This window comes from Aureimonas pseudogalii (assembly GCF_014196835.1).
Taxonomy (GTDB): Bacteria; Pseudomonadota; Alphaproteobacteria; order Rhizobiales; family Rhizobiaceae; genus Aureimonas; species Aureimonas pseudogalii.
The window spans coordinates 131,651-155,808 of sequence record NZ_JACIEK010000007.1 but is presented as its reverse complement, the minus strand read 5'-3'; the positions used below and the strand labels follow the sequence as shown (position 1 = coordinate 155,808).

Here is a 24,158-nt window from a genome sequence, read left to right as displayed (position 1 = left end):
GGCCTCGCCGAGATTGATGCCGAGACCTTCCGGAAAGCTCGACTGGCCGCGTTTTCCGCTCTGACGTTCGCTGATGGGCAGGCAATGCGCCGTGCGTCTTGGGGTTGCATGGGCGGGCGATCATCGACCTACGGCGCAAGTCCCTCGTTCTTCAAACGATTTTAATGTGAGGGCCGGTCCGCTCGGCCCTTTACGGGAAGGTGGCGGCTCCGCAGAAAGACACACCGACCCTTCCCGACGCGCCGCGGCGCCCTCATCGAGAGATCCCATGCTGAGAACAGACACCGTCCGTCAGATTCTGTCCTGGTACGAGGGCGAAACGCCGGGGCTGAAGTCCAACCTGTCGCGGCTTCTCATGCACGGGCGGCTGGCGGGCACCGGGCGGGTGGTGATCCTGCCGGTGGACCAGGGCTTCGAGCACGGGCCGGCCCGCTCCTTCGCGCCCAACCCCGCCGCCTACGATCCGCACTATCTCTACGAACTGGCGATCGAGTCCGGCGTTTCCGGCTACGCCGCGCCGCTCGGGCTTCTGGAGCAGGGCGCCGACACGTTCGCCGGCGAGGTGCCGCTGATCCTCAAGCTCAACAGCGGCAACTCGCTGGCCGAGGGCGCGGGCGACCAGGCGTTGACGGGCACGGTCGAGGACGCGCTGCGGCTCGGCTGCGTCGGCGTCGGCTTCACCATCTATCCCGGCTCCGACCACGCCTATGCGATGATGGAAGAGCTTCGCGAGATCACGCTCCAGGCCAAGTCGCGCGGGCTGATGACCGTGGTCTGGTCCTATCCGCGCGGCGGCAAGGTGTCGAAGGCCGGCGAGACCGGGCTCGACATCATCGCCTACGCCGCGCACATGGCGGCGCTGCTCGGCGCTACGATCATCAAGGTCAAGCTGCCGACCGACCATGTCGATCTGGCCGACGCGCGCGCCACCTACGAGAAGAACCCGATTCCGACCGCCACGGCCGCCGATCGCGTGCGCCACATCATGCAGGCGTCCTTCGCCGGCAAGCGCATCGTGGTGTTCTCCGGCGGCGCGGCGAAGAACACCGACGAACTGCTCGACGAGGTGCGGGGCATCCGCGACGGCGGCGGCAACGGCTCGATCATCGGACGCAACTCGTTCCAGCGTTCCAAGGCCGACGCGCTCAAGCTGCTGTCGGACGTGATGGATCTCTACGCCTGACACGCCTGCGGCGAGGCGGGGTACTCCCCGTCTCGCCCATCCGAACGCCGCCGCGAGGCGACGGCGCCGAGTCGCTCCTCGATGGATCTCCAGCGGCGCCTCGCGCCGCCGCGCCGTCTTCGATGGCACTCCCGTGAGGTCGGGGTATGCCGGTTTGCCACCGGCCGGCTCGGTGACACCCGGATGATCCCTTCGAGCCAAACTTCCACCCGACCGATGATCATCCCCTCGCGGCAAACCACCGCGGTGCAGGGCGCAGCCCATGCGCAAGCCTGTTCTTTGAAGGATAGGGAAGGGAGGAGAAACCGTAACCGAATGTCGGGAGGGATGGTTCGGCTCCTGCCGTCGAGTTTTCCGCAAGATCGGTTCGAGAGCAAGCGGGGTCCGTGCAGTTTCTGCGCGGCGGGCGCGAACGGGGTCTTGCCCCACAAGACGATCGCTCGGCCCGACTTCACCATCCTTCGGTCGTCATAGTTCATTAACCACATGATTATGTTGGCGAGTCGGTGTTTGCGTCGTCGCGGACCACAATTTTTGACTTTCGCCATCGCGATGCGTCAGCTGCGACGCGATTTCGTTTCAAGACCCGCGATCGAACGGCGGCATCAACTCTTGGACACGGTCGTCGAACTTCGTGATCTCGCGTCGGTTTCAGAACTTAGTGAAATATGTCAAAGGGTTGTCGATCCGACGTCTTCGAGCGTGCTTAAGTGACGTTTAACCTTGTCTGCTTATCAGTTGGGAGAACGCAGTGCCCGGCAGAACGGCTTGTTGCCCTCCTGCCACACCGCGGTCGGTATCGGGTCGAGCGCCATTGCTCTCACAGGGGGTCCGACCCTAAATCGCCCTAACCCCGGACGAACCGGGTCTTGCTTACGGGCTGACAAGTCCCGGTAGAACAACGTCGCATCTGCGACACTGGAGTACACCATGAAGCGTTTCGCCCTCCTCCTGGCTTCGGCCGCTTTCGTCACCCCCGCCTTCGCTGCCGACGTCGTCTATGAAGAGCCCGCTGCTCCCGTCGTCGCTCTGGCTCCCGCCTACTCCTGGACCGGCTTCTACATCGGTGGCCAGGCCGGCGTTGCGTTCAACAACGACGCAGGCGACGTGAACTACAACTCGAACACCGGTGCGTTCTCGACCACCGCGTTCTCGGGCGGTTCGGATAATTCCGACGACGCGGCCTTCATCGGCGGCGTGCACATCGGCTACGACTACCAGATCAACAACTTCCTGATCGGTGCCGTCGCCGACATCAACTACATCGACGCGTCGTCGACCTCGACCTTCTCGATCACCTCGGCTCCGGGCGTCGTCGACAACTTCGGCATCTCGTCGGACATCAACTTCGTCGGCACCGTTCGCGGCAAGCTCGGCGTCACCGCTGACCGCTTCGCCGTCTACGCGACGGGTGGTCTGGCGTACGCCGACACCGACACCGAGTACTTCGCGCCGGGCACCCTGCGCGCGACGAACGGCTTCGTGCCGACCGTCAACTCCGACTCGGACGACATCGGCTACGCCGTCGGCGCCGGCGTCGACTACCTCGTCACGCCGAACCTCTCGCTCGGCCTCGAGTACCTCTACACCGACCTCGGCGACAGCGACACGAAGATCACCTACACGAACGGCGTGACGCGCACCTCGTTCGACGCGTCGTCGAACGACAAGCTCGACTTCCACACGGTGTGGGCCAAGGCTTCGTTCCGCTTCAACTAAGAAGCGGTTCGATCCGGTCTCGATCGACCGGACGATGGAATGGAACCCGTCATGGCTTCGGCCGTGGCGGGTTCTTCTCGTTTCGGGGGAGTAGCCGGCGCCGCGCTGCCGGCGCGGCCGGGCCTGATGAGGGCCAAGCTTTCGAGCGATACGAAAAAGCCCGGCGAATCCCTCGCCGGGCTCAGCGCGTTCGAACGGTCGCGTCCGCCGCGATCAGCCGAGCGGCGGCAGTCCGAGATCGGCGCGCCGGGGAAGATCGGCGCCGCGCCGCGAGCAGGTGACGGCGGCGGCACGCACCGCGAAGCGCAGCAGCGTCTCGAGATCCGTCGCGGACAGGCCCGCCACCGCATCCGCCGACAGGCGGCTGGTCTCGGCGAGATGGGTGAGGATCGCCGCCTGGAACGTGTCGCCCGCGCCCACCGTGTCGGCCACGGCCACCGCGACGCCGGGAACGCGCACGCTCGCGCCGCCCCGCGTCATCGCCAGCGCGCCGTGCTCGCCGAGGGTGACGACGGCGAGCGACGCGCCGGCGCCGATCCAGTCGGCGCCCACCGTCTCCGGCGAGCGGCCGGGAAAGGCCTGCGCCAGATCCTCGTCGCTCGCCTTCACCATCGCGGCCAGCGGCACCGTCGCACCAATGCGCGAGCGCCAGATATCGAGATCGGGCTGCACGGAGGCGCGGATGTTGGGATCGTAGGACAGGAACCGGCGGCCGTGCTCCTGCGCGGCGAGACGCGCCAGCGCGCCGGCGGTCGGCTCGCAGATCGAGGAATAGGAGCCGGCGATGTGGATCGCCCGAAGCGCGGCCGGGAACTGCAGAGGGATTTCATTCGGCTCGATCGACCGGTCGGCGGTGCCCTCGATGTAGAAGTCGTAGCGCGGCGTGCCGGTCGGCGAGAGCGAGACGATGGCGAGCGTCGTGTGGCGCTCGCTGGCGATGAGCTGGCCGGTGTCGATGCCCTCGCGCTCCATGAAGGCCCGGATGCGCCGGCCGAAGAGGTCGTCCGACATCTTCGAGAAGAAGCCGGCGGGGTGCCCGAGGCGGGCGAGGCCGAGGGCGACGTTGAGCGCCGAGCCGCCGATGCGCCCGTTCAGGCCGATGGCCGCGGGATCGGCCTCCTCGCCGCCCGCGAAGAGATCGAAAAGGGCGTCGCCGCAGCTCAGGAACATCGAAGGGCCTCTCGGGATCCGGGATGCGGGGGCACTCGACGCCGCTCCGCCCTCGTCGGCTATCAAAAAACCGCGCGGGGGGGAATGGCGGCGGCGCGCTCAGTCGCGCAGCGAGACGCTTCCGAAGGCCGGGATCTTCAACGCCAGCCGGGCGGGATCGACCCCAGCGACGAGGCCGAGAAAATTGACCTCCAGGCCGCTGCGGAGGCCGAGGCGCAGGCCCGCGTAGCCGAACAGCGACAGGCTGAGCTCTCCGGCCTCGCGGTCGAGATCGACGAGGCGCCCGTCCACCGGAAAGTCGCGCCCGACGGCGGCGGGCGGCAGCACCGCGCCGAGCTGCGGCACGTGGCGCAGCACGTAGGCGACGAAGCTGTTGGAGTTGGGGCCGGGAAAGATCGTGTAGCCGCCGCGCGCGGCGAACGGATAGGCCGCGATCGCCGCGCGCACCGGGGCGATCGCGGCGGTGGCCTCCGCGCCATGGAGGGCCGCGACGAGCCGGGGCGGGTTGGAGTACCAGCGCGCGTCGGCGGGATAGCCGTTGCGCCGGATCGGCGAGCCCCAGCCCACCTTGTCGAAGCGCTCGTAGCTGGTCGAGCCGGCGGGCTTCAGCACGATCCAGGAATGCTCGGACAGCGCGCCCTTCAACCCGCCGGTGCGCGCGGCCAGCACGTAGACCGCAGCGTCCGGGTCGGCACCGGCGGCCGGCAGCAGCGCGGCCGACGACCAGTCGGCGTCGCGCCAGGATGCCGGATGCTCGCCGAGAAGGTAGAGAAGCGCCGCGAGCCCCGCCGGCAGGACGTAGACGAGGGCGACGAGTAGGAGCAGAACGCGCAGGAAGCGTCTCATCGGGTCCGGAGGGCAGGGGGTGAGGGTCGGCGCCGGCGGGCGCCGATCCCGTTCCGATGGGCGAGAAAGACGGGAGAATTGAGACCGATGACCCAAGATCTCGTGATCGAGGCGACGCGCGGCGGCGCGGTGGAAAGCCGGCACCGGGCGAGTCTGGCCGTCGTCGATGGCGAGGGCCGCGGCGTCCTGGTGCACGGCGACGTCGAGCGCCCTGTGTTTCCGCGCTCCGCCGTGAAGGTGTTCCAGGCGATCCCGCTCGTCGAGACCGGCGCCGCCGACCGGTTCGGCTTCGACGATCGCGCGCTGTCGTTCGCCTGCGCCTCGCATTCCGGCGAGCCCGGGCACGTGGCGCTCGCGGCCGATCTCCTGGCGCGCGCCGGGCTCGGCGAGGCCGATCTCGAATGCGGATGTCACTGGCCGTTCGATCAGGTGGTGGCGCTGGAGCTCGCCCGCACCGGCGGCGCCCCGAGCCAGCTCCACAACAACTGCTCGGGCAAGCATTCGGGCTTCCTCTGCACCGCCGTGCACCAGGGCGAGGCGACGGCGGGATACGTGCTGGCCGATCATCCCGTGCAGCGGCGCGGGCGCGACGTCATCGCCGAGCTGGCGCGAACCGCGGTCGGCGACGCCACGCCGGTCGGCGTCGACGGCTGTTCCATTCCGACCTATGCGGCGCCGCTGCAGGGGCTGGCGGGCGGCTTCGCCCGTCTCGTGTCGGGGCAGGGCATCGATGGCGGCCGCGCGCAAGCGGGGCGGCGCCTGATGGCGGCCTGCATGGCCGAGCCCTGGGCGATGGCAGGCACGCGGCGGGCCTGCGTCACGCTGATGGAGGCCGCGCCCGGCCGCGTCTTCGCCAAGACGGGCGCCGAGGGCGTCTTCTGCGGCGCGGTGCCCGAGCTCGGCCTCGGCTTCGCGTTGAAAATCGACGACGGCGCCACGCGCGCCGCCGAGGCGCTGGTGGCGGCGACTCTCGCGACGCTCTGGCGCAACGCGGACCCGGCTCTTGGCGAGCGCTACGAGATGCTGTCGCGGCCCACCTTTCGCAACTGGCAAGGCACCGAGACCGGTGGCATCGAGGTTCGCGGATTGGAGAGCTAGGAGCGAACGGACGGCCCGCGAGGGCAGGCGCAACACGTCGTCGTCGTCGTCCAGCATTGACCGTTTCGGTCGCGGGAGTTCGCGTGTGCCGTTCCCGTCGATCCCGGCGCAAAGCCCATGCCTCTTGCCTGCCGTGCGGGATCGCCGCATGCTGCCAGGCCCCTGAAACGGCGAAGGCCCGGGAGAACCTCGTTGCCGACGCACCGCCAGGACATGCTCATCCTCGACCTCGTCTACGAGACGATCGACCAGCCGGACCTCTGGTCGGACGTCGTCGCCCGGCTGGTGGAGCGGTTTCGGCTGGAGGCCGGCGGCTTCTGCACGCAGAACACGCACCAGACCGACGGGCGAATGGCGGATTCCGATCTGGCGGTGCTCGAAGGCTACGATCCCTTGATGGTGGACCGCTATTGGGAGCACTTCTACCGCCTGAACCCGTTCCTGCGCCCGGACGCATCCCTTCCGGTCGGGGCGGTGTTCACGGATGCGGTGAATCCGGACTGGCGCCGCGGCGAGTTCTACGAGGACTGGTGCCGGCCGCAGCGTTTCGACCATGCGGCCGCGCAGTTCCTGCAACGCGAGGAGAATGGCGCGACGAGCATCGCGGTGCTCTGGCGCTCCGCGCAGGCCGGCGCCTTCGTGCCCGACGAGACGGTGGCGCTCTCGGCCATCATGCATCATGCCAACCGGGCGTTGACGCTGCGCAGCCGCCTGCTGGAGTCGGAACTGCGCCTCGGTGCCCTCGACGGAACGGGCGACGCCCGCGGTGCCGGCTTCGTCTCGCTCGGCCGCGACGGGCGGGTGCGCGAGGCCGACGCCACCGCCCGGCGCCTTCTCGGCGGCACGCCCGACCCGTCGTTTCGAGCCGGTCGCCTGAGGCTCGCCATGCCGGCCGAGCAAATGCAGCTCGACGCGATGATCGCACAGGCCCTGGCGCAGCCGCTGCGGTCGGCCGGCGCGCCCGCGTCGCTCACGGTTTCGCGGGGCGGGGGCGGGCGCCCGCTGATCCTCACGCTCTTCACCACCCTGCCGGGCCGCCGGAGCTTCGCGGCCGATGGCGGCACCTGCGCCGTGCTGCGCGTCGAGGAGCAGGACGAGCCGGCGCCGGCCTTCGGCGAGCGGGTGCGCCGCCTCTTCGGGTTGACCCCGGCCGAGATGCGGCTGGCCGAAGCCCTTCAGACCGGCGGATCGCTGCGCGAGGTCGCCGACCAGCTCGGCATCGCCTACGAGACGGCGCGCTCGCAGCTGAAGATGGTCTTCCAGAAGACCGGCACGCGGCGGCAGAAGGATCTGGCGCTACGGCTTACGAGCCGGTAGAGCCGGCACCTTCGTTCTCCCCGCCGAGTCGGGTTCGCGCGGTTCTCGTTCAGCTCTGCTCGGCGCTGCCGCGCCGACGCGAACTCGCGCGGCGCGAGGCGGGCTTGGGCGCGGGGGCCTGCGCCGGCTCGCTCGCCTCGGCGGGTTTCAGCCGGATGCGGATCATGCCCGAGCCCGTCTTCTCGATGTCAAAGATGCCGACCGCGCGCACGAAGTCGCTCAGCTTCTTCTGGCCGTAGGTGCGGGGATCGAAGTCCGAGAAGCGGTTGAGAAGCTGCTTGCCGAAGGTGCCGAGCGGCACCCAGCCGTCCTCGGTCTCGATCTGGTCCATCACCTGCTGCAGCATCGGCACGGCGGCCACCGACTTGTCGGCGGCGGGCTTGCCGGCGGCAGCCGCGCCCGGAATGAGGTTCTCGGTGTAGATGAAGCGTCGGCAGGCCTGACGGAAGCTCTCGGGCGTCTTCTGCTCGCCGAAGCCGTAGACGTCGAGCCCGTTCTCGCGGATGCGCGCGGCCAGACGCGTGAAGTCGCTGTCGGAGGAGACGATGCAGAACCCGTCGAAGCGCCCCGAGTGCATGAGGTCCATCGCGTCGATGACGAGCGCGATGTCGGAGGCGTTCTTGCCGGTGACGTAGGCGAACTGCTGCTGCGGGATGATCGCGTGCTTGGACAGCACGTCGGCCCAGCCCTTCGAGCGGGTGGAGGAGAAGTCGCCGTAGATGCGGCGCACGCTCGCCTCGCCGATCGCCGCGATCTCCTGGAACAGGCCGTCGGCGATGCGGGCGGAGGCGTTGTCGGCGTCGATGAGGACGGCGAGGCGGGGGGATCGGGCGTCGCTCATGAAGGGCTCGTATCTGCGCTCATAGGAGGGGCGGGAGGCCGGCTCGGAGAAACGCGCGAGGCGGGGCAGGGTCTCGATCGAGGGCCGCGACGAGGCGACGGGTTCGTCCGCGGTTTCCGTGACGACGGGTCGGGGTTCCGCGACGCGCGGCGGAGCGGCCTGCACCGGGCGGGCCGTCGGCGCGGGAACCGCCGCTACGCGCTGCGCCTCGCGGCGGGGGGGCTTGGATGCGCTGTCGGCCGGCGCAGCGGTCGGGCTGGCCGCGGCTTGCGCTGGCTCGCTCGGACGGTCGGCCGGCGCAGCGGCCTTCGCGGCGGGGGCCGGGGTCGGCGCAGCGGTGGGGGCCGGAGCCGGCGAGGCCGCCGGCACCTTGGCCGCAGGCGAGGAGGCCGGAGCCCGCTCGGCCGGCGGCTTGCCGGACGCGGGCGCCGCCCTCGTGCGCGAGCGCGGCGCGCGGGCCGGCGTCTCGTGCGCGGGCGCCGGGGCGTCGGGCGCCGGGGCGTCCTCGGACGTGATCTTCAGGAAGGCGGGGGCTTCGCCATCGCCCCAGTTGCGGTTCACAGCCATTTCTTGTGCCGGAAGAAGAGGAGGGGAAGGAGCGCCGAGAGCACCATGACGCCGAGCGCCATGGGGTAGCCGAGGGGCCAGGTGAGTTCGGGCATGTGGGTGAAGTTCATTCCGTAGATGGAGGCGACCAGCGTCGGCGGCATGAAGCCGACGGCGGCGACCGAGAAGATCTTGATGATGGCGTTCTGCTCGATCGAGATCATGCCGACCGTGGTGTCGAGCAGGAAGGTCGTCTTGTTCGAGAGGAACGAGACGAAGTCGTTGAGCGAGGAGACGTCGCGGGCCATGGCCTTCACCCGAAGCTTCAGTTCCTTCTGCGGCTTGCGCCGGTCGAGCACGAACTGGAGATAGGGCAGCAGCCGGTCGAGGGTCGCCAGGCTCTCGCGCGTTCGCGAGGAGAGGTCGCCGGCGGCGCCGATGCGCTTGAGAAGTTGCTGGAAGTCGGCCGTCGGCGTCGGGGTCTTGTCGTCCGAGGAGCGGAAGATGTCGGTGCCGATCCGGTCGAGATCGGCGGCGATCGCCTCCAGCATGTCGGCGACGCGGTCGATGACCGTTTCCAGAAGGCCGATCATGATGGAATCGGCGCTCTGCGAGCCCCGCCGCGAGGGCTTGGGCGGCGCCGGCGGCGGTCCGTAGTGCAGCGGGCTCGGCAGGGCCTGCTTGCTGCGCGCGCCTTCGCCGTTACCGCTGCCGCTGCCGTCGCGGCAGAGCTTGGTCGAGAAGATGTGGAAGGATTTCGGGTCGGTGTAGCGCAGCGTGATCAGGCGGTTCTGCACCAGGATGAAGGTCACCGGGCCGAAATCGGGCCGCCCCTCGTCCAGTCCGTAGACGAGCGAGGCCGTCATGAAGTCGCCGCCGTCCTCCGAGTAGAGCCGACTGGAAACCTCGATCTCGCGCATTTCCTCGCGCGTCGGCACCTCGATGCCGCACAGGGTCTCGATCGCCATCTCCTCGTCGCGCGTGGGATTGCGCAGATCGAGCCACACGGCTTCCGGGGGGATCTCGTCCGCATGCACGCCGGGATGTCGGCGGACGTGCGAACCGAAGGCCGTGTAGGCGTCGATCATGAAGCGTCTTCCTCGGGCGGCGTCGGGGCCTCGGGCGCGAAGCGACGAACGGCACGCGACCCGCCAGGGGGGCGGTCACCGTTCGTCACGAGGCAGGGTGAAGCCCGCACGGGCTCGGAAAGCAAGCGCGATTTCGCAGCCGGTTGGCCGGCGGCGATGCAAGACGTGCGGTGCGCAGGAGCCGCAGGCGTTGGCGACCCCTGCGCGACCCGCGTCAAACGAACTGTGCGAGCGCGGGAACCGAGGAGATCGCCTGCTCGACGGTGTCTTCGCCGGCGGTGGACTTGGAATAGGCGATGAGCTCTTCGGCGACCTTGCGGATCTGGCCCATGTCGAGCCCGAGGCCCATGAGCTTGGCGCCGAGCGCCATCAGGCCGCCGCCGCCGAAGTCCACTTCGCCGATGCTGCCCAATGCTTCGGCCGTGCCGGGGGTCTCCGCGATCATCGTCTCGACGGCGGGGTCGGAGCTTTCTTCGCGCAGGAAGGCCAGGATATAGCCGACCGACTGCCGGGCGGTGTTCTCGTCGGTCCCGGTGGACGAGGCGATGCGGGTGAAGAGCTCGTTCATGATGTCAGCATTTTCCGAAAAGATGGGCTTCGATGCCGCCGACCATGGCAAGAGCGCCGCGCCGGTGCAATCGCCGGCGGGTGCGTTTTCCCGTCCGCCGAGGCGGTGTCGGCCCTGCGCCGGCCCTGCGACATGCGCTATATCGATGCGGAAGAGATCAACCGTCCGCCGGGGAAGACGCCGCCATGCTCGAACAGGGACAGATCTTCCTCGGCGCCGCCGCCTCTGCCGGGGAGGCTGCGAAGGGCGAATATCTCGATCTCGCCTTCGCCAACCGGCACGGGCTGGTGACGGGCGCCACCGGCACCGGCAAGACCGTGACGCTGCAAGTGCTGGCGGAGGGCTTCTCGGAGGCCGGCGTTCCCGTCTTCTGCGCCGACATCAAGGGCGATCTCTCGGGCATCGCGGTGCGCGGCGAGGCCAAGCCCTTCCTCGCGGAGCGCGCGGCGGCGGTCGGCCTCGAGCCCTACTACAACGACTTCTACCCGACCGTCTTCCTCGACCTCTTCGGCGAAGAGGGCCATCCCGTGCGCACCACCATCTCGGAGATGGGACCGCTGCTGCTGGCGCGCCTTCTCGATCTGACGGAAGCGCAGGAGGGCGTCCTCAACATCGCCTTCCGCATCGCCGACGAGGAGGGGCTCCTGCTCCTCGACCTCAAGGACCTGCAAGCGATCCTCGTCCACGTGCTCGACAACGCCGCGGAGATCTCGCGCCTCTACGGCAACGTCGCCAAGGCCTCGGTCGGCGCCATCCAGCGCCAGCTTCTCGTGCTGGAGGCGCAAGGGGCCGGGCATTTCTTCGGCGAGCCGGCGCTGGAGATCGCCGACATCATGCGGGTGGACCGCGAAGGGCGCGGTCTCGTCAGTGTGCTCGCGGCCGACAGGCTGATGCGCAGTCCCCGGCTCTACGCGACCTTCCTGCTCTGGCTGCTGTCCGAGCTCTTCGAGGAGTTGCCGGAGGTGGGCGATCTCGACAAGCCCCGGCTCGTCTTCGTGTTCGACGAGGCGCATCTCCTCTTCAACGACGCGCCGAAGGCGCTGGTCGATCGCGTCGAGCAGGTGGTGCGGCTCATCCGCTCGAAGGGCGTCGGCGTCTATTTCGTGACGCAGAACCCGCTCGACCTGCCGGAAAAGGTGCTGGCGCAGCTCGGCAACCGGATCCAGCACGCGTTGCGGGCCTATACGCCGCGCGAGCAGAAGGCGGTGCGCGTTGCCGCCGAGACCTTCCGCGCCAATCCCGCCTTCGACAGTGCCGAGGCGATCACGCAACTCGGCGTCGGCGAGGCGCTCGTCTCGGTGCTCGGCAAGGGTGGCGTACCGACGATGGTGGAGCGCACGCTGATCCGCCCGCCCGCCGCGCGCATCGGCCCGCTGACGCCCGCGGAGCGCGCCGAGGTGATGCGGGCGAGCCCGCTCGCGGGTAAGTACGACACGGCCGTCGATCGCGAATCGGCCTACGAGCTTCTGAACGGGCGCGCGGAGGCCGAGCTTGCCCGCGAGACGGCCGCCCGCGAGGCCGACGAGGCGCAGGCGGCGGCGCGCCGCTCCGAGGCGCAGCGCCGGGCGGACGCCGCTTCGGCCCGCCGCGAGCCCGGCCGGGCTGGCCCGTGGGGCGGCGTAAGCGAGCGGGAAACGGCTGATGACGGCGAGGCGCCGGCGCCGCGCCGGGTGCCCGAGCGCCGGCCTGCAGCGTCCGGCTACCAGCGCCAGACCGTCGCCGAGACCGTGATGAAGCAGGTCGGGCGCACCGTCGCCTCGACCGTCACCACCGCGATCGTTCGCGGCATCCTCGGCTCGTTCAAGCGGGGACGCTGAACGGCGCGGGCTCGCAGGGCCGGGGCGGCGATCCTATCTGAGGGGCAACGCAACTCCTGGGAAACGCCGCTCATGAAATCGGGCCTTGCCGCCTTCGTCCTCTGGCTCTGCTGCCTCATCGGCATCTGCGGCCTGCACCGCTTCTATCTCGGCCGGCCCTGGACGGGGCTGCTCTGGCTCTTCACCTTCGGGCTTCTCGGCATCGGCCAGCTCATCGATCTCTTCTGGCTGCCCTCGATGACGCGCCAGGAGAATCTCGAGCGCCGCCTCGATCGGGTGGAGGCGGCGCGGCTGCACTGATCCGGCGGGCGGCTCAGAGCAGCGCGGCGGGATCCCAGCCGGCGCTCGCGAGCGCATCGCGCGAGGGCGCGGGCTCGCTCAGCATGAGAGCATGCAGCGCCGGCGTCCGGTCGCCCTTGCCGAGGCCGAGCGCGGCGACGATGCGGCCGTCCTTGGCATAGAAGGCGGTGAAGGAATTGGCCGCGAGATCGCCCTCGACGTGAACCTCGTCGAAGCCGTCGGCATGCCCGAGATAGGCGAGGCGACCGTGCTGCGCCGTCCAGAAGAAGGGCACGCCGCGGAAGGGCTCGGCGCTGCCGAGCATGGCCTGTGCGCCATGGCGCCCTTGCTGCTCGGCGAGGCGCCAATGTTCGATGCGGACCCGCTCGCCGCGCCCGAAGAGCGGGAACTCGGCGATGTCGCCGCCGGCATGGAGGCCTTCCGCGACTCGCAGCGTCTCGTCGGCGACGACGCCCTTGGCCGCCCTCGGCACCTCGCCCAGCCAATCGACCCGCGGCGCGGCGCCGATCGCGGCGATCACGAGATCGGTCTCGACGCGCGTCCCGTCCTCCAGTCGCACGGCCACGACACGTCCGCCGTCGGCTTCGAGCGCGGCGGCTTTGGCGCCGGTTCGAACGTCGACGCCCTTGGCGCGGTGCGTCGCCAGAAGCTGCCCCGCCGCCGCCTCGCCGAACTGCCGAGCGAAGGGGAGGGGATCGCGGGAGAGGACGGTGACCTGCTTGCCCTGTGCGACGAGGCTCGCTGCCGCCTCCATGCCGATGAAGCCGGAGCCGATCACCGCCACGTGGGTCGCCTCGGGGAGCGCGGCCTTCAGGCGGCTCGCGTCTGCGTGGTCGCGCAAGGACAGGACGTTCGGCAGATCGGCATTGTCGAGCCCCAGCGGCACGGCATCGCTGCCCGGCGCAGCGAAGCACTGGTCGTAGCGAAGCTCGCTGCCATCCGCGAAGTGCAGCCTGCGGGCGGCGGCGTCCAGGCGCTCGACCCGGCGCGTGTCGAGCTCGATGCCGAGCGCTTCCAGCCGCTCGCGCGGCAGCAGCGGCAGATCCTCGTCGCGCTTCTTGCCGGTGAGATAGGTCTTCGACAGGTCGGTGCGGTCGTAGGGCGGCTCGCCCTCGGGCGCGAAGAGGAGGATGCGGCCCGCGAAGCCGCCGCGCACCAGCTCTTCGGGGCAGGCGAGCCCCGCCGCACCGGCGCCGACGATGGCGAAGATCCGATCATCGCCGCGCTCGCGGATGGCCGGGTCGGGGTCCGGCCGATGCGCCTTCGCACCGTCGGCGAGTTCCACGAAGACCCGCCCGCCCTCGACGCTCGCCGCGAAGCGCGACAGGCAGCCCTTGCCCGGCGGCTGCAGATGCCCGCCGTCCTCAAGGTCGAAGATCGCGTGATGCCAGGGACAGATGACGCGGTTGCCGACGCGCTGGCCGTTCTTCAGCGGCGCGCCCTTGTGGGTGCAGGTTGCGCCCGTCGCCAGCACGCGGTCGCCGTCGCGTGCGAGCAGGATCTTGAGATCGCCGACCGCGACCTCCGTCAGGCCGTGAGGAGGCAGATCGTCGAAGGCATACACGTCGTGTTTCATGGGAGATCCCGGTTGGCCGCTTCGGGCCATCAACGGGGTCAGTTTGGAGCGGTTCCAGAGAGGGCGGTCGGTTCGCTGGCGTCAGGCCTCACAAGAAAAAGGCGGGAGCCCCAAGAGGTCCCGCCCATTCAGATTCTTGCGCTTGACCGCCGTGCGTTAGGCGACGCCGCCGCCCTGGCTGACGATGACCGTGGCGCCAGATTCGGCGCGATTGTAGAGGTCGATGATGTCGTGGTTCATGAAGCGCACGCAGCCCGACGAGACCGCCTTGCCGATCGTCCAGTATTCCGGCGTGCCGTGCAGGCGGTAGAGGGTGTCCTCGCCGTTCTGGAAGAGGTAGAGCGCGCGCGCGCCGAGCGGGTTCTTGAGGCCGGGGTCCATGCCGACGCCGCGCAGCGGCTCGAGCTCGGGCTGGCGGTCGATCATCTCGTTCGGCGGCGTCCAGCGCGGCCATTCGCGCTTGAACTGGACCCGCGCGCGACCATCCCAGGAGAAGCCGTCACGGCCGATGCCGACACCGTAGCGCATCGCCGTGCCGCCGGGCTCGATCAGGTAGGCGTAGCGCGTCGGCGTGTCGATGATGATCGTGCCCGGCGCTTCCGGCCCGACATAGCTCACCTGCCGGCGCAGGAACTGCGGCTGGACGCGGCGGAAGTCGATGCCGGGAATGAGGTAGCCGTTGTCCTCGATCGGACCGTAGGCGGCCGCGTATTCCGGGCCGATGCCGGGGGGTAGGGGCGTGCCGCCGCCGGCATAGGGCGTCAGCCCGCCGATGGCGGCACGAGGCCCGCTGGCGCAGCCCGCCAGGGTCGCGGCGGCGCCGAGGCCGAGGCCCATGAGAAGGGTCCGGCGGGTCAAGCCGCCGGTCGTCGAAAACTCTGTCATCATCCAGCCATGGACTGGGGCGTGGCGGCGCTTCCTTTATGAGTGGAAGTCGTTCCGCCGCGCCCGTGTAAGGGGTGTTCGCTCGACAATGCTCTGGAAGCCTTTCCGTTCCCTTTCCGGCGGGCACCCTTCGGTTGCATCGCGCATGGATCGAAGGGCGTCGCCGGGTCTTCGAACCGCGAAGCGAACGCGGATGTGACAGGCTGGCAGCGTCGTCCTATACCGCTTCGGCCCCCAGCCGCCGCGCCGCCGCGGCCGGCCGCCGAAAGGAGCTCCTCCGTCATGAGCACGCCGCTGTCTCGCACCTTCACCTTCGTCGACGGATCCTGGCTGGAGGGCAATCCGGCGCTCGTCGGCCCGCGCTCGCACGTCTTCTGGCTGGGGTCCTCGGTGTTCGACGGGGCGCGCTGGTTCGAAGGGCTGGCGCCCGACCTCGACCGCCATGCCGCCCGCGTCAACCGATCGGCGCTGGCGCTCGGCCTGAACCCGACCGTCTCGCCCGAGGAGATCGTCCGCCTGACGCACGAGGGCCTCGGGCGCTTCGACGGCGAGACGGCGGTCTACATCCGCCCGATGTACTGGGCCGAGGACGGCGGCTACATGGGCGTGCCCGCCGACCCCGAGACGACGCGCTTCTGCCTCTGCCTCTACGAATCGCCGATGATCGCCTCCGCCGGCTTCTCGCTGACGCTCTCGCCCTTCCGCCGGCCGACCCCGGAATCCATGCCGACGCTCGCCAAGGCCGGCTGCCTCTATCCCAACAACGCCCGCGCCATCCGCGAGGCGGTGTCGCGCGGCTTCGACAACGCGCTGGTGCGCGACGCCATCGGCAACGTGGCGGAGACCGGCACGTCCAACGTCTTCATCGCCAGGGACGGCGTGGCGACGACCCCGGTGCCGAACGGCTCCTTCCTCGACGGCATCACCCGCCAGCGGGTGATCGCGCTGCTGCGTGCCGACGGGATGGAGGTGGTGGAGCGCTCGCTGACCCCGGCCGACTTTGCGCAGGCCGACGAGATCTTCTCCACCGGCAACCATTCCAAGGTCGTGCCGGTCACGCGGTTCGAGGAGCGCGTGCTGCCGGTCGGCCCGGTGTGCGAGCGGGCGCGCGAACTCTACTGGCGCTTCGCCCGCGAGACCGGAAAAAGCGCGGCCCCTGCGGCTTTGACCGAGGTGCGCGGCTGACAAGCGCGAGAAACGGCCCTAGCTAAGGGCGCGGATTCATCAGCCCGGCCCCCGAGTCGCGGACCGGGACGGGCTGCAACAGGAAGGAGACCAGCATGGCCTTCACGCTCCCCGAGCTTCCCTACGCCTATGATGCACTTCAGCCCTTCATGTCGAAGGAGACGCTGGAATACCATCACGACAAGCACCACCAGGCCTATGTCGACATGGGTAACAAGCTCGCCACCGAGGCGGGCCTCGCCGACGCCTCGCTCGAAGACGTGGTGAAGCAGTCCTTCGGCAAGAACCAGCCGCTCTTCAACAATGCCGGCCAGCACTACAACCACATCCATTTCTGGAAGTGGATGAAGCCGAACGGCGGCGGCAAGTCGCTGCCGGGCAAGCTGCAGACCGCCTTCGACAGCGATCTCGGCGGCTACGACAAGTTCCGCACCGACTTCGTGGAAGCCGGAAAGGGCCAGTTCGGCTCGGGCTGGGCCTGGGTCGCGGTGAAGGACGGCAAGCTTCAGATCATGAAGACGCCGAACGGCGAGAACCCGCTCGTGCACGGTGCGACGCCGATCCTCGGCGTCGACGTGTGGGAGCATTCCTACTACATCGACTACCGCAACGCTCGGCCGAAGTATCTCGAGGCCTTCGTCGACAGCCTCGTGAACTGGGACTACGTGCTCGAGCGCTACGAGGCCGCCGGCGCCTGAGCCGCACCTCGTCTTCGGTTTCGTGCCGGCCCCGTCGCGTGTCTCGCGGCGGGGCCTTTTCGTGGCGGTTGCACTGCGGCGGCGATTGCCGATGGACAGCGTCGGCGGGCCGGATCAATCTGCGATCTGGAATCGTTCCATTCGGGAACGCACCCGGAGGACACAGCGCATGCGCCCGATCGCCCGAACCCTCGTCATCGCTCTCGCCCTGGCAGGGCCGCTCGCCGCCCTCGGTGTCGCCGCGGCCCAGAACCTCGATGTCATCGCCGAGCGCCAGGCCGTGATGAAGCAGAACGGCAGGAGCGCCAAGGCCGCCAACGCGCTGATCAAGGGCGAAACGCCCTACGATGCCGCGGCCGCGCTGCAGATCCTTCAGACGCTGAACGCCGACACGAAGAAATTCGTGACGCTCTTCCCGGAAGATTCCAAGACCGGCGGCAAGACCGAGGCCTCGCCGGCGATCTGGGAAAAGCCGGCCGAGTGGAAGGCCGCCAACGATAAGATGATTGCGGACACGCAGGCTGCCATCGACGCCAAGCCCGCCGACGTCGCCGCCTTCAAGGCAGCCTTCACCACGGTCGCCGCCAATTGCGGCGGTTGCCACAAGCAGTTCCGGGTGGATTGAGGGAACAGGCCGGAAGCGCCATGCCCGCCCGCCGCTTCGCCCTCTCCATCGCGCTCGCCGTGCTGGCCATGGGCGTCGGCGCCTATGCGCTGACGACGCCGCGCCAACTGGCAGCCAACGCCTTGGCGGCGGAGGGAAGCGGCGTCGCGGCGCGGGGCGAGGCGTTGTTCTGGGCCGGGGGATGCGCTTCCTGCCATGCGCGGGCCGGCGCGGAAGGGGAGGACCGGCTGAAACTCGGCGGCGGCGCGCCGCTCGTCACGAAGTTCGGCACCTTCCACGCGCCGAACATCTCGCCCGACCGCGAGCACGGTATCGGCGCCTGGACACTCGCCGACTTCGCCAACGCCCTGCAGCGCGGTGTCGCGCCGGACGGCTCGCATCTCTATCCCGCCTTCCCCTACACGTCCTACGCGCGCATGACGCCGGGCGACGTCGCCGACCTCCATGCCTATCTGGCGACGCTGCCGGCGGTGGCGGCGGATGCGCCCGCCAACGATCTGGCCTTTCCCTTCAACATTCGGCGCGGCCTCGGGCTCTGGCAACTCGCCTTCCTCGATCCAGACCCCGTCGTGGACCTGCCGGCTGACGCCTCCGCGCTGGTGCGCCGGGGGCAGTATCTCGTGGAAGGGCCGGGCCATTGCGGCGAATGCCACACGCCGCGCCGGCTCGGCGGCCTGGGCGGATTGAATCACGCGAACTGGCTCGGTGGCGGACCGGCGCCGGAGGGGCGCGGCCGCATTCCCAACATCACGCCGGGCGGTGCGATCGCCGACTGGTCGCAGGACGACATCGCCACCTATCTCGAAACCGGCTTCACGCCGGAGTTCGACAGCGTCGGCGGCTCGATGGTCGAGGTGCAGCAGAACATGGCGAAGCTGCCGGCCGAGGATCGGCAGGCGATCGCAGCCTATCTGAAGGCCGTGCCGGCGGTGGCGGATGCTGCGGAGGAGGGGGCGGCCAACTGAGCGTTGACGGGCACGCGCGGTCGTGCGTGGCCGCCGCCTCATCGCCCTGCCGGGCACGTCTCCCCGGATGGGGAGACGCTTCGCCGCCGTGATGCCGCCTCGGTCTCGGGCCGCCGTCAGGCCTTCGGCAGCGCCGTCAGGCCCATCAGCTTGAGGGCGAAGGCGTAGATCGTCGCCACCTCGTCGAGCCGCGCGAAGCGGCCGGAGGCGCCGCCGTGGCCGGCGCCCATGTTGGTGCGCAGGATCACCGGGTTGTCGTCGGTCTTCCTCTCGCGCAGACGCGCCACCCATTTCGCCGGCTCCCAATAGGTCACGCGCGGGTCGGTGAGCCCCGCGAGCGCTAGGATCGGCGGATAGGCCTGCGCGGTCACATTGTCGTAGGGGCTGTAGCTCGCGATCGTCGCATAGTCGGCGGCCGAGGCGATCGGGTTGCCCCATTCCGGCCATTCCGGCGGCGTCAGAGGCAGGGTGTCGTCGAGCATCGTGTTGACGACGTCCACGAAGGGCACGACGGCGATGATGCCGCCGAACTTCTCCGGCGCCATGTTGGCCACCGCGCCCATCAGCATGCCGCCGGCCGAGCCGCCCTGCGCGACGATGCGCGCGTGGCTGGTGAAGCCCTCCTTCACGAGATGGTCGGCGACGTCGATGAAGTCGGTGAACGTGTTGCGCTTGTGCTCGCGCCGGCCGGCCTCGTACCAGCGGAAGCCCTTGTCCTTGCCGCCGCGCACGTGGGCGATGGCCCAGACGAAGCCGCGATCCACCAGCGACAGGCAGTTGGTGTTGAACGAGGCGGGAATGGTGATGCCGTAGGAGCCGTAGCCGTAGAGCATGCAGGGCGCCGAGCCGTCGAGCGGCGTGTCGCGGCGGTAGACGAGCGACACGGGAATGGTCTCTCCGTCCGCGGCCGGGGCGAGGATGCGGCGGGTCACGTAGTCGGCGGGCTCGTGGCCGGAGGGCACCTCCTGCGTCTTCAGGAGCCGGCGCTCGCGGGTCTCGACGTCGTAGTCGTAGGTCTGGTTCGGCGTCGTCAGCGAGGAATAGGAGAAGCGGATCTCGTCGGTGTCGTATTCGTAGGTGCCGGAAAGGCCGAGCGAATAGGCCTCCTCGTCGAAGGCCACGACATGCTCGGCCCCGTCGGCGAGGCGCTTGACGACGATGCGCGGCAGCCCGTCCCGGCGCTCCAGCCAGACGAGATGCCGCTTGAGAACGAGATGCGAGAGAATCAGCCGACCGTCCTCGTGCGCCACGAGATCGACCCAATGGGCGCGGTCGGGCGAGACGGCGGGGGCGGAGACGATCTTGAAGTCGCGCGCGCCGTCGGCATTGGTGAGGATGAAGAGCGTGCCGTCGCCGCCGTCGACGTCGTATTCGACGCCGGTCTCGCGCGCCGCCACGAGGCGCGGCGCGGCGCTCGGATCGCCGGCCGGGATCAGCCAGGCCTCGGAGGTCTCGTGGTCGTGAATGTCCACCACCACGAAGTCGCCGGCCTGCGTGGTGCCGACGCCCATGAAGAAGCCGGTGTCGCCCTCCTCGTACACGAGGCGATCCGCGCCGGCGGCCCCGCCGAGCGCGTGGTAGAAGACTTCGCCGGGGCGATGGTTCTCGTCCAGCCGCGTGTAGAAGAAGCCGGTGGAGTTGGCGTCCCAGGCGAGGCCCCCGCTCGTGTCCTCGATGCGCTCGGCCCGGTCCTCGCCCGTGGCGAGATCGCGCAGCGTGATGGTGTAGAACTCCGAGCCCTTGTCGTCGTGCGACCATGCGAGCTTGGTGTGATCCGGCGAATGATCGACGCCGCCGAGCGAGAAATAGTCGATGCCATCGGCCTCCTTCTCGGCGTCGAGGATCACCTCCTCCGCGCCGCCATCTCGCGAGCGGCGCACGAAGCGTGGATACTCGGCGCCGTGCCGATAGGAGACGCCGTAGGCGAAGGGCCCGTCGGGCGCCGGCACGGAACTGTCGTCCTCCTTGATGCGCGCGCGCATCTCGGCGATGAGCGCCGTCTTCAGCGGGTCGAGCTCTCCGAGCACAGCCTCGGCATAGGCGTTCTCGGCGTCGAGATGGCTGCGGATCACCGGATCGAGCAGGGCGGTGTCCTTGAACATCGCCTGCCAGTTGCCGGCACGCAGCCAGCCGTATTCGTCGGTGCGCGAGATGCCGTGGCGCTCGTCGGAGACGGGGCGCATGAGCGCGCGGGGCGGCAGGGCGGCGAGGGGCTGGGGCGCGTCGGACATCGGATCTCGTTTCGGCAGGCGGGATGACAAGGCTCGGGGCGGACGTCTCGGAGCCGAGGTGGCCGCATGTCGCAGAGGGATGACGCCACTCGGCGCGAAAGTCGAGGGCGGGAGTAGGGCGCGTGCCGCGAAGGCGACCGCTGCCGTGCATCGCGCCGACGCAACGGCCGCTCTACGCGACGGCGAGCCAAAGGCCCTCGACGAGGCCGAAAAACCGGCCGCCAAACTTGAAAATCCATGCCGAGGCCATAGTCTAGGTGCAGATACGCAGGAAGGGCACGAAGGCCTTCGGTCAAGAGGAAACCCGAGGGCGAATGGACAGCCTGTCGAACGGACTTCTATTTTTGGCGCTCGCGCTTCCGTTCCTCGCGGCGGTGGTGTCGCCGACGGCGATCATCCTGTTCGGCCGGTTCGGCGCGCTGGTTCTAGCCTTGTTTCCCGCTTCCGCGCTCGCGATCTTGTTTCAGCAGAGCGCGCAGGTGCAGGCGCGACAGTCCATCCTGTTCGGCATCGACTGGATTCCCGCCTTCGGCGTCCGCCTCGGATTTCGGCTGGACGGGCTGAGCTTCGGGTTCGCCTTTCTGATCCTGGCGATCGGCCTTCTCGTCGTCGTCTATTCCATCGGTTACATGCCGAAAGGCTCGCGGCGCGGGCGGTTTCTGGCGTTCATCTTCCTGTTCATGGGATCGATGCTCGGCGTCGTCTTGTCGGACGACCTGATCACGCTCTTCATCTTCTGGGAGCTGACCTCGATCACCTCCTTCTTGCTCATCGGCTTCGACCACGAGCGTGAGGCGGCGCGGCGCGGCGCTATCCAGGCGCTGGTGGTGACAGGCGGCGGCGGGCTGGCGCTGCTGGCGGGGCTTCTCCTCATCCGCGAGGGCGTCGGCGTCACCTCGATGACGCAGCTGCTCGACTCGCCCGAGATCCTGCGATCCAGCGCGATCTACGCCCCCGCCCTGCTGCTCGTGCTCGCCGGCGCCTTCACCAAGTCGGCACAGATGCCGTTCCACGTCTGGCTGCCCAACGCGATGGAGGCGCCGACGCCCGTCTCGGCCTATCTTCACTCCGCCACGATGGTGAAGGCCGGCATCTACCTTCTCATGCGCATGTTCCCGGTGCTTGGCGGCACCGCCCTCTGGGAGACGATCCTGCCGCTTTTTGGGGGTGTCACGCTTCTCGTCGGGGCGTTCCTTGCCATCCGCCAGAGCGACATCAAGCTGATGCTCGCCTACACGACGATCGCCTCGCTCGGCCTTCTCGTGATGCTCATCGGCATCGGCACGGAGATCGCGATCGAGGCGGCCGTGCTCTATCTCTTCGCGCATTCGCTGGCCAAGGCCTGCCTCTTCATGGTGGCCGGCTCGATCGATCATGGCGCAGGCACGCGCGACATCCGCGCGCTCGGCGGCCTCTCTCGCAAGATGCCCGTCACCTTCGCGGCCGCCATTCTCGGGGCCGCGGCGATGGGCGGCCTGCCGCCGCTCTTCGGCTTCCTCGCCAAGGAAGAGGTCTATGCCGCCACCGCGACGGCGGACGTCACGGGCGTCCTCACAACGATCGCGGCGGTGGGCGGCAACGCACTGATGTTCGCGGTGGCGCTGATGGTGGCGTTGAAGCCCTTTCTCGGCCCATTGCCGACCGGCCTTCGCCGGGCGCACGAGACCAACTGGATGATCTGGATCGGGCCGCTGCTCCTCGGGGTCGTCGGCCTTCTCGCTGCGATCTTCTCACAGACGACGCACCAGTTCATCTCCAACCCGATGTCGCCGCCCGACCCCTCGGGCGCGCTCGCCGTCGACATCGCCCTCGGCTTCCATCTCGGCCCGGCGCTGATCCTGTCGCTCGTCACCGTGGCGCTCGGCGTCGGGCTCTATCTTCGCGCGGCCCGGATGCGGGCGGGCGTCGCCTCCGTGCTGGCCTCGATCGGCTGGGGGCCGGACAAGGGCTTCGACCAGGCGATGCGCACCCTCGTGACCTTCTCGTTCCACCTCACCAACCGGTTGCAGCCGGGCCGACTCGACGTCTACATGCGCGTCGTCTTCGGCACGATCGTCGCCACGCTCTGGATCACCATGGTCTGGACGGGCACGCTGCCGGCGATGCCCGCCTTTCCGCGGCTCTTCTTCTACGAATGGGCGGTGATCGGCATCGTGGTGCTCGGCGTGCTCATCGTGGTGCTGGCGTCGAGCCGCCTCACGGCGATCGTCTCGCTGGGCATTCAGGGTCTCGCCGTGGCGCTGCTCTTCATGCTGCTCGGCGCACCCGACCTGTCGTTCACGCAGTTCATGGTGGAGATCCTGTCGGTGGCGATCCTCGCCCTGGTGATGACGCGCCTTCGCCTGATGCCGGCCGACCGGCGCCCCTGGCGCAAGATCCTGCCGGAGGCCTTCCTGGCGGTGGCCGGCGGGGTCGGGTTCGCGCTGTTCCTGCTCGCCATCACGCAGCGCGCCTTCGACCCTTCGGTCTCGGATTTCTTCGCGCGCTATAGCTATACAATCGCCCATGGCCGCAACATCGTGAACGTCATCCTCGTCGACTTCCGCGGCGTCGATACGATGGGCGAGATCGCGGTGGTGCTGACCACGGCGGCCGCGATCCTGGCGCTGGTGCGCATTCGCGCCGCCAAGCCCGACGTACGCCATTCGCGCAAGCGCCGCCGCCGGTCCGGGGAGTTGCACCCGTGAGAACCCTCATCTTCCGCATCACCGCGCCCTATCTTACGGCGCTCATGCTGCTCTTCTCGTTCTTCGTGCTGCTGCGCGGGCACAACGAGCCGGGCGGCGGCTTCATCGGCGGGCTCATCGCCTCTTCGGCCATCGCCGTCTACGGCATGGCCTGCGGGGTGGAGGCGGTGCGCCGCTCGCTCCACTTCCACCCGATCGGCTTCGCCGCCTTCGGGCTGATCCTCGCCGTTCTGGCGGGTCTCATGCCGATCTTCTCGCAGGCCCAATTCATGACCGGGCTCTGGCTGTTCGTCGACATTGCCGGGGGCGAGCTGGCTCTGTCCACGACGCTGCTCTTCGACGTCGGCGTCTATCTCGTGATCGTCGGCGCGATCTCCGCCATCGCCCTGTCGCTCGAAGAGCGCTACTCCGGATGAGGCGAGCTGCCCGATGAACGTCGCCCTTTCGGTTCTGGTCGGGATCATGTTCTCGATCACGATCTACCTGCTTCTGTCGCGCTACATCATCCGCATGTTGCTCGGCGTGGTGCTGCTCGGCAATTCGGTGAACCTGTCGCTCTTCGTCGCCGGGCGCATCGGGCCGATCGCGCCGCCGCTCATTCCCGACGCCCTGTCGGTGCCCGCGCAGGACATCGCCAATCCCCTGCCGCAGGCGCTCATTCTCACCGCGATCGTGATCTCCTTCTCGTTCTTCGTCTTCCTGCTCGTGCTCACTTATCGCGCCTACCAGGACCTCGAGACCGACGACACCAACGAGATGCGCGTCGCCGAACCCGAGAACGAGGGGCTGCCGCCCCTCGGCTATTGAGGAGGC

21 protein-coding genes are annotated in these 24,158 nt (G+C 69.1%); 13 read left to right on the top strand and 8 right to left on the bottom strand.

Annotated features, from left to right (window positions below; all coding sequences use genetic code 11):
- The first annotated feature begins 268 nt into the window (after positions 1-268).
- Entirely contained in the window at positions 269-1,183 is a 915-nt protein-coding gene (locus GGR04_RS14070) for a class I fructose-bisphosphate aldolase (RefSeq protein WP_183200551.1), read from the top strand.
- A 930-nt stretch (positions 1,184-2,113) separates the two neighbouring features.
- The gene (locus GGR04_RS14065) at positions 2,114-2,902 is read left to right on the top strand and encodes an outer membrane protein (protein ID WP_183200550.1); all 789 of its coding nucleotides are present in this window, start codon (positions 2,114-2,116) and stop codon (positions 2,900-2,902) included.
- 213 nt (positions 2,903-3,115) lie between these two features.
- Here GGR04_RS14065 and GGR04_RS14060 read toward each other — a convergent pair whose 3' ends face one another.
- Together GGR04_RS14060 and GGR04_RS14055 are read right to left on the bottom strand one after the other, a co-directional pair.
- Positions 3,116-4,072, bottom strand: a complete 957-nt coding sequence (locus GGR04_RS14060) for a carbohydrate kinase family protein (RefSeq protein ID WP_183200549.1) — start codon at positions 4,070-4,072, stop codon at positions 3,116-3,118.
- A gap of 99 nt (positions 4,073-4,171) precedes the next feature.
- Positions 4,172-4,918, bottom strand: a complete 747-nt coding sequence (locus GGR04_RS14055; RefSeq protein ID WP_183200548.1) for a DUF3750 domain-containing protein — start codon at positions 4,916-4,918, stop codon at positions 4,172-4,174.
- An 87-nt stretch (positions 4,919-5,005) separates the two neighbouring features.
- Between GGR04_RS14055 and GGR04_RS14050 the strand changes: the two genes are divergently transcribed.
- A complete protein-coding gene (locus GGR04_RS14050) occupies positions 5,006-6,016 on the top strand; it encodes an asparaginase (RefSeq protein WP_183200547.1) in 1,011 nt (336 codons plus the stop codon).
- A 192-nt stretch (positions 6,017-6,208) separates the two neighbouring features.
- Positions 6,209-7,333: a helix-turn-helix transcriptional regulator gene (locus GGR04_RS14045; RefSeq protein WP_183200546.1), complete on the top strand. Its 1,125-nt coding sequence runs from the start codon at positions 6,209-6,211 to the stop codon at positions 7,331-7,333.
- Between the two features lie 49 nt (positions 7,334-7,382).
- On the opposite strand, the gene GGR04_RS14040 is transcribed toward GGR04_RS14045, so the two are convergent.
- The 3 genes from GGR04_RS14040 to GGR04_RS14030 all read right to left on the bottom strand — a co-directional run bounded on the left by GGR04_RS14040 (position 7,383) and on the right by GGR04_RS14030 (position 10,376).
- A complete protein-coding gene (locus tag GGR04_RS14040) occupies positions 7,383-8,174 on the bottom strand; it encodes an NYN domain-containing protein (protein ID WP_183200643.1) in 792 nt (263 codons plus the stop codon).
- A 557-nt stretch (positions 8,175-8,731) separates the two neighbouring features.
- The gene (locus GGR04_RS14035) at positions 8,732-9,808 is read right to left on the bottom strand and encodes a magnesium transporter CorA family protein (RefSeq protein WP_183200545.1); all 1,077 of its coding nucleotides are present in this window, start codon (positions 9,806-9,808) and stop codon (positions 8,732-8,734) included.
- A gap of 214 nt (positions 9,809-10,022) precedes the next feature.
- Positions 10,023-10,376: a DUF2267 domain-containing protein gene (locus GGR04_RS14030; RefSeq protein ID WP_183200544.1), complete on the bottom strand. Its 354-nt coding sequence runs from the start codon at positions 10,374-10,376 to the stop codon at positions 10,023-10,025.
- Positions 10,377-10,561: 185 nt separating this feature from the next.
- On the opposite strand from GGR04_RS14030, the gene GGR04_RS14025 reads away from it, so the two are divergent.
- Entirely contained in the window at positions 10,562-12,193 is a 1,632-nt protein-coding gene (locus GGR04_RS14025; RefSeq protein ID WP_183200543.1) for a helicase HerA-like domain-containing protein, read from the top strand.
- A gap of 72 nt (positions 12,194-12,265) precedes the next feature.
- On the top strand, positions 12,266-12,493 hold the full coding sequence (locus tag GGR04_RS14020; RefSeq protein ID WP_183200542.1) for a TM2 domain-containing protein: 228 nt from the start codon (positions 12,266-12,268) through the stop codon (positions 12,491-12,493).
- 13 nt (positions 12,494-12,506) lie between these two features.
- Here the strand turns inward: GGR04_RS14020 and GGR04_RS14015 are convergent, their stop codons facing one another.
- Together GGR04_RS14015 and GGR04_RS14010 are read right to left on the bottom strand one after the other, a co-directional pair.
- Positions 12,507-14,069 (bottom strand): FAD-dependent oxidoreductase, encoded by a 1,563-nt coding sequence (locus GGR04_RS14015; RefSeq protein ID WP_183200541.1) that lies wholly within the window; start codon positions 14,067-14,069, stop codon positions 12,507-12,509.
- 156 nt (positions 14,070-14,225) lie between these two features.
- Positions 14,226-14,927 carry a L,D-transpeptidase gene (locus GGR04_RS14010; protein WP_376769861.1) on the bottom strand — a complete coding sequence of 234 codons (702 nt, stop codon included), beginning with the start codon at positions 14,925-14,927 and terminating at the stop codon, positions 14,226-14,228.
- 309 nt (positions 14,928-15,236) lie between these two features.
- Here GGR04_RS14010 and GGR04_RS14005 point away from each other — a divergent pair, with 309 nt between their 5' ends.
- From GGR04_RS14005 to GGR04_RS13990, 4 genes are all read left to right on the top strand, one after another.
- Positions 15,237-16,139, top strand: a complete 903-nt coding sequence (locus GGR04_RS14005; RefSeq protein ID WP_183200539.1) for a branched-chain amino acid aminotransferase — start codon at positions 15,237-15,239, stop codon at positions 16,137-16,139.
- Positions 16,140-16,234: 95 nt separating this feature from the next.
- Complete coding sequence (locus tag GGR04_RS14000) at positions 16,235-16,837, top strand: superoxide dismutase (RefSeq protein ID WP_183200538.1); 603 nt, start codon at positions 16,235-16,237, stop codon at positions 16,835-16,837.
- A 169-nt stretch (positions 16,838-17,006) separates the two neighbouring features.
- Positions 17,007-17,462 carry a c-type cytochrome gene (locus GGR04_RS13995; protein ID WP_183200537.1) on the top strand — a complete coding sequence of 152 codons (456 nt, stop codon included), beginning with the start codon at positions 17,007-17,009 and terminating at the stop codon, positions 17,460-17,462.
- 20 nt (positions 17,463-17,482) lie between these two features.
- Positions 17,483-18,427: a cytochrome c gene (locus GGR04_RS13990; RefSeq protein ID WP_183200536.1), complete on the top strand. Its 945-nt coding sequence runs from the start codon at positions 17,483-17,485 to the stop codon at positions 18,425-18,427.
- A gap of 116 nt (positions 18,428-18,543) precedes the next feature.
- Here GGR04_RS13990 and GGR04_RS13985 read toward each other — a convergent pair whose 3' ends face one another.
- Positions 18,544-20,658: a S9 family peptidase gene (locus GGR04_RS13985; RefSeq protein WP_183200535.1), complete on the bottom strand. Its 2,115-nt coding sequence runs from the start codon at positions 20,656-20,658 to the stop codon at positions 18,544-18,546.
- A gap of 314 nt (positions 20,659-20,972) precedes the next feature.
- Here GGR04_RS13985 and GGR04_RS13980 point away from each other — a divergent pair, with 314 nt between their 5' ends.
- The 3 genes from GGR04_RS13980 to GGR04_RS13970 are packed head-to-tail and all read left to right on the top strand — an operon-like array spanning position 20,973 to position 24,152.
- Positions 20,973-23,345, top strand: coding sequence for a putative monovalent cation/H+ antiporter subunit A (locus GGR04_RS13980; protein WP_183200534.1), 2,373 nt, complete (start codon positions 20,973-20,975; stop codon positions 23,343-23,345).
- Positions 23,342-23,761, top strand: a complete 420-nt coding sequence (locus GGR04_RS13975) for an MnhB domain-containing protein (RefSeq protein WP_183200533.1) — start codon at positions 23,342-23,344, stop codon at positions 23,759-23,761. Before GGR04_RS13980 ends, GGR04_RS13975 begins: the two co-directional genes overlap by 4 nt.
- 13 nt (positions 23,762-23,774) lie before the next feature.
- The gene (locus GGR04_RS13970) at positions 23,775-24,152 is read left to right on the top strand and encodes a Na+/H+ antiporter subunit C (protein ID WP_183200532.1); all 378 of its coding nucleotides are present in this window, start codon (positions 23,775-23,777) and stop codon (positions 24,150-24,152) included.
- Positions 24,153-24,158 lie beyond the last annotated feature (6 nt).

Coding starts and splice junctions, on each gene's coding strand:
- GGR04_RS14070 (WP_183200551.1), top strand. CDS start 269: ATGCTGAGAACAGACACCGTCCGTCAGATTCTGTCCTGGTACGAGGGC.
- GGR04_RS14065 (WP_183200550.1), top strand. CDS start 2,114: ATGAAGCGTTTCGCCCTCCTCCTGGCTTCGGCCGCTTTCGTCACCCCC.
- GGR04_RS14060 (WP_183200549.1), bottom strand. CDS start 4,072: ATGTTCCTGAGCTGCGGCGACGCCCTTTTCGATCTCTTCGCGGGCGGC.
- GGR04_RS14055 (WP_183200548.1), bottom strand. CDS start 4,918: ATGAGACGCTTCCTGCGCGTTCTGCTCCTACTCGTCGCCCTCGTCTAC.
- GGR04_RS14050 (WP_183200547.1), top strand. CDS start 5,006: ATGACCCAAGATCTCGTGATCGAGGCGACGCGCGGCGGCGCGGTGGAA.
- GGR04_RS14040 (WP_183200643.1), bottom strand. CDS start 8,174: ATGAGCGACGCCCGATCCCCCCGCCTCGCCGTCCTCATCGACGCCGAC.
- GGR04_RS14035 (WP_183200545.1), bottom strand. CDS start 9,808: ATGATCGACGCCTACACGGCCTTCGGTTCGCACGTCCGCCGACATCCC.
- GGR04_RS14030 (WP_183200544.1), bottom strand. CDS start 10,376: ATGAACGAGCTCTTCACCCGCATCGCCTCGTCCACCGGGACCGACGAG.
- GGR04_RS14025 (WP_183200543.1), top strand. CDS start 10,562: ATGCTCGAACAGGGACAGATCTTCCTCGGCGCCGCCGCCTCTGCCGGG.
- GGR04_RS14020 (WP_183200542.1), top strand. CDS start 12,266: ATGAAATCGGGCCTTGCCGCCTTCGTCCTCTGGCTCTGCTGCCTCATC.
- GGR04_RS14015 (WP_183200541.1), bottom strand. CDS start 14,069: ATGAAACACGACGTGTATGCCTTCGACGATCTGCCTCCTCACGGCCTG.
- GGR04_RS14005 (WP_183200539.1), top strand. CDS start 15,237: ATGAGCACGCCGCTGTCTCGCACCTTCACCTTCGTCGACGGATCCTGG.
- GGR04_RS14000 (WP_183200538.1), top strand. CDS start 16,235: ATGGCCTTCACGCTCCCCGAGCTTCCCTACGCCTATGATGCACTTCAG.
- GGR04_RS13995 (WP_183200537.1), top strand. CDS start 17,007: ATGCGCCCGATCGCCCGAACCCTCGTCATCGCTCTCGCCCTGGCAGGG.
- GGR04_RS13990 (WP_183200536.1), top strand. CDS start 17,483: ATGCCCGCCCGCCGCTTCGCCCTCTCCATCGCGCTCGCCGTGCTGGCC.
- GGR04_RS13985 (WP_183200535.1), bottom strand. CDS start 20,658: ATGTCCGACGCGCCCCAGCCCCTCGCCGCCCTGCCGCCCCGCGCGCTC.
- GGR04_RS13980 (WP_183200534.1), top strand. CDS start 20,973: ATGGACAGCCTGTCGAACGGACTTCTATTTTTGGCGCTCGCGCTTCCG.
- GGR04_RS13970 (WP_183200532.1), top strand. CDS start 23,775: ATGAACGTCGCCCTTTCGGTTCTGGTCGGGATCATGTTCTCGATCACG.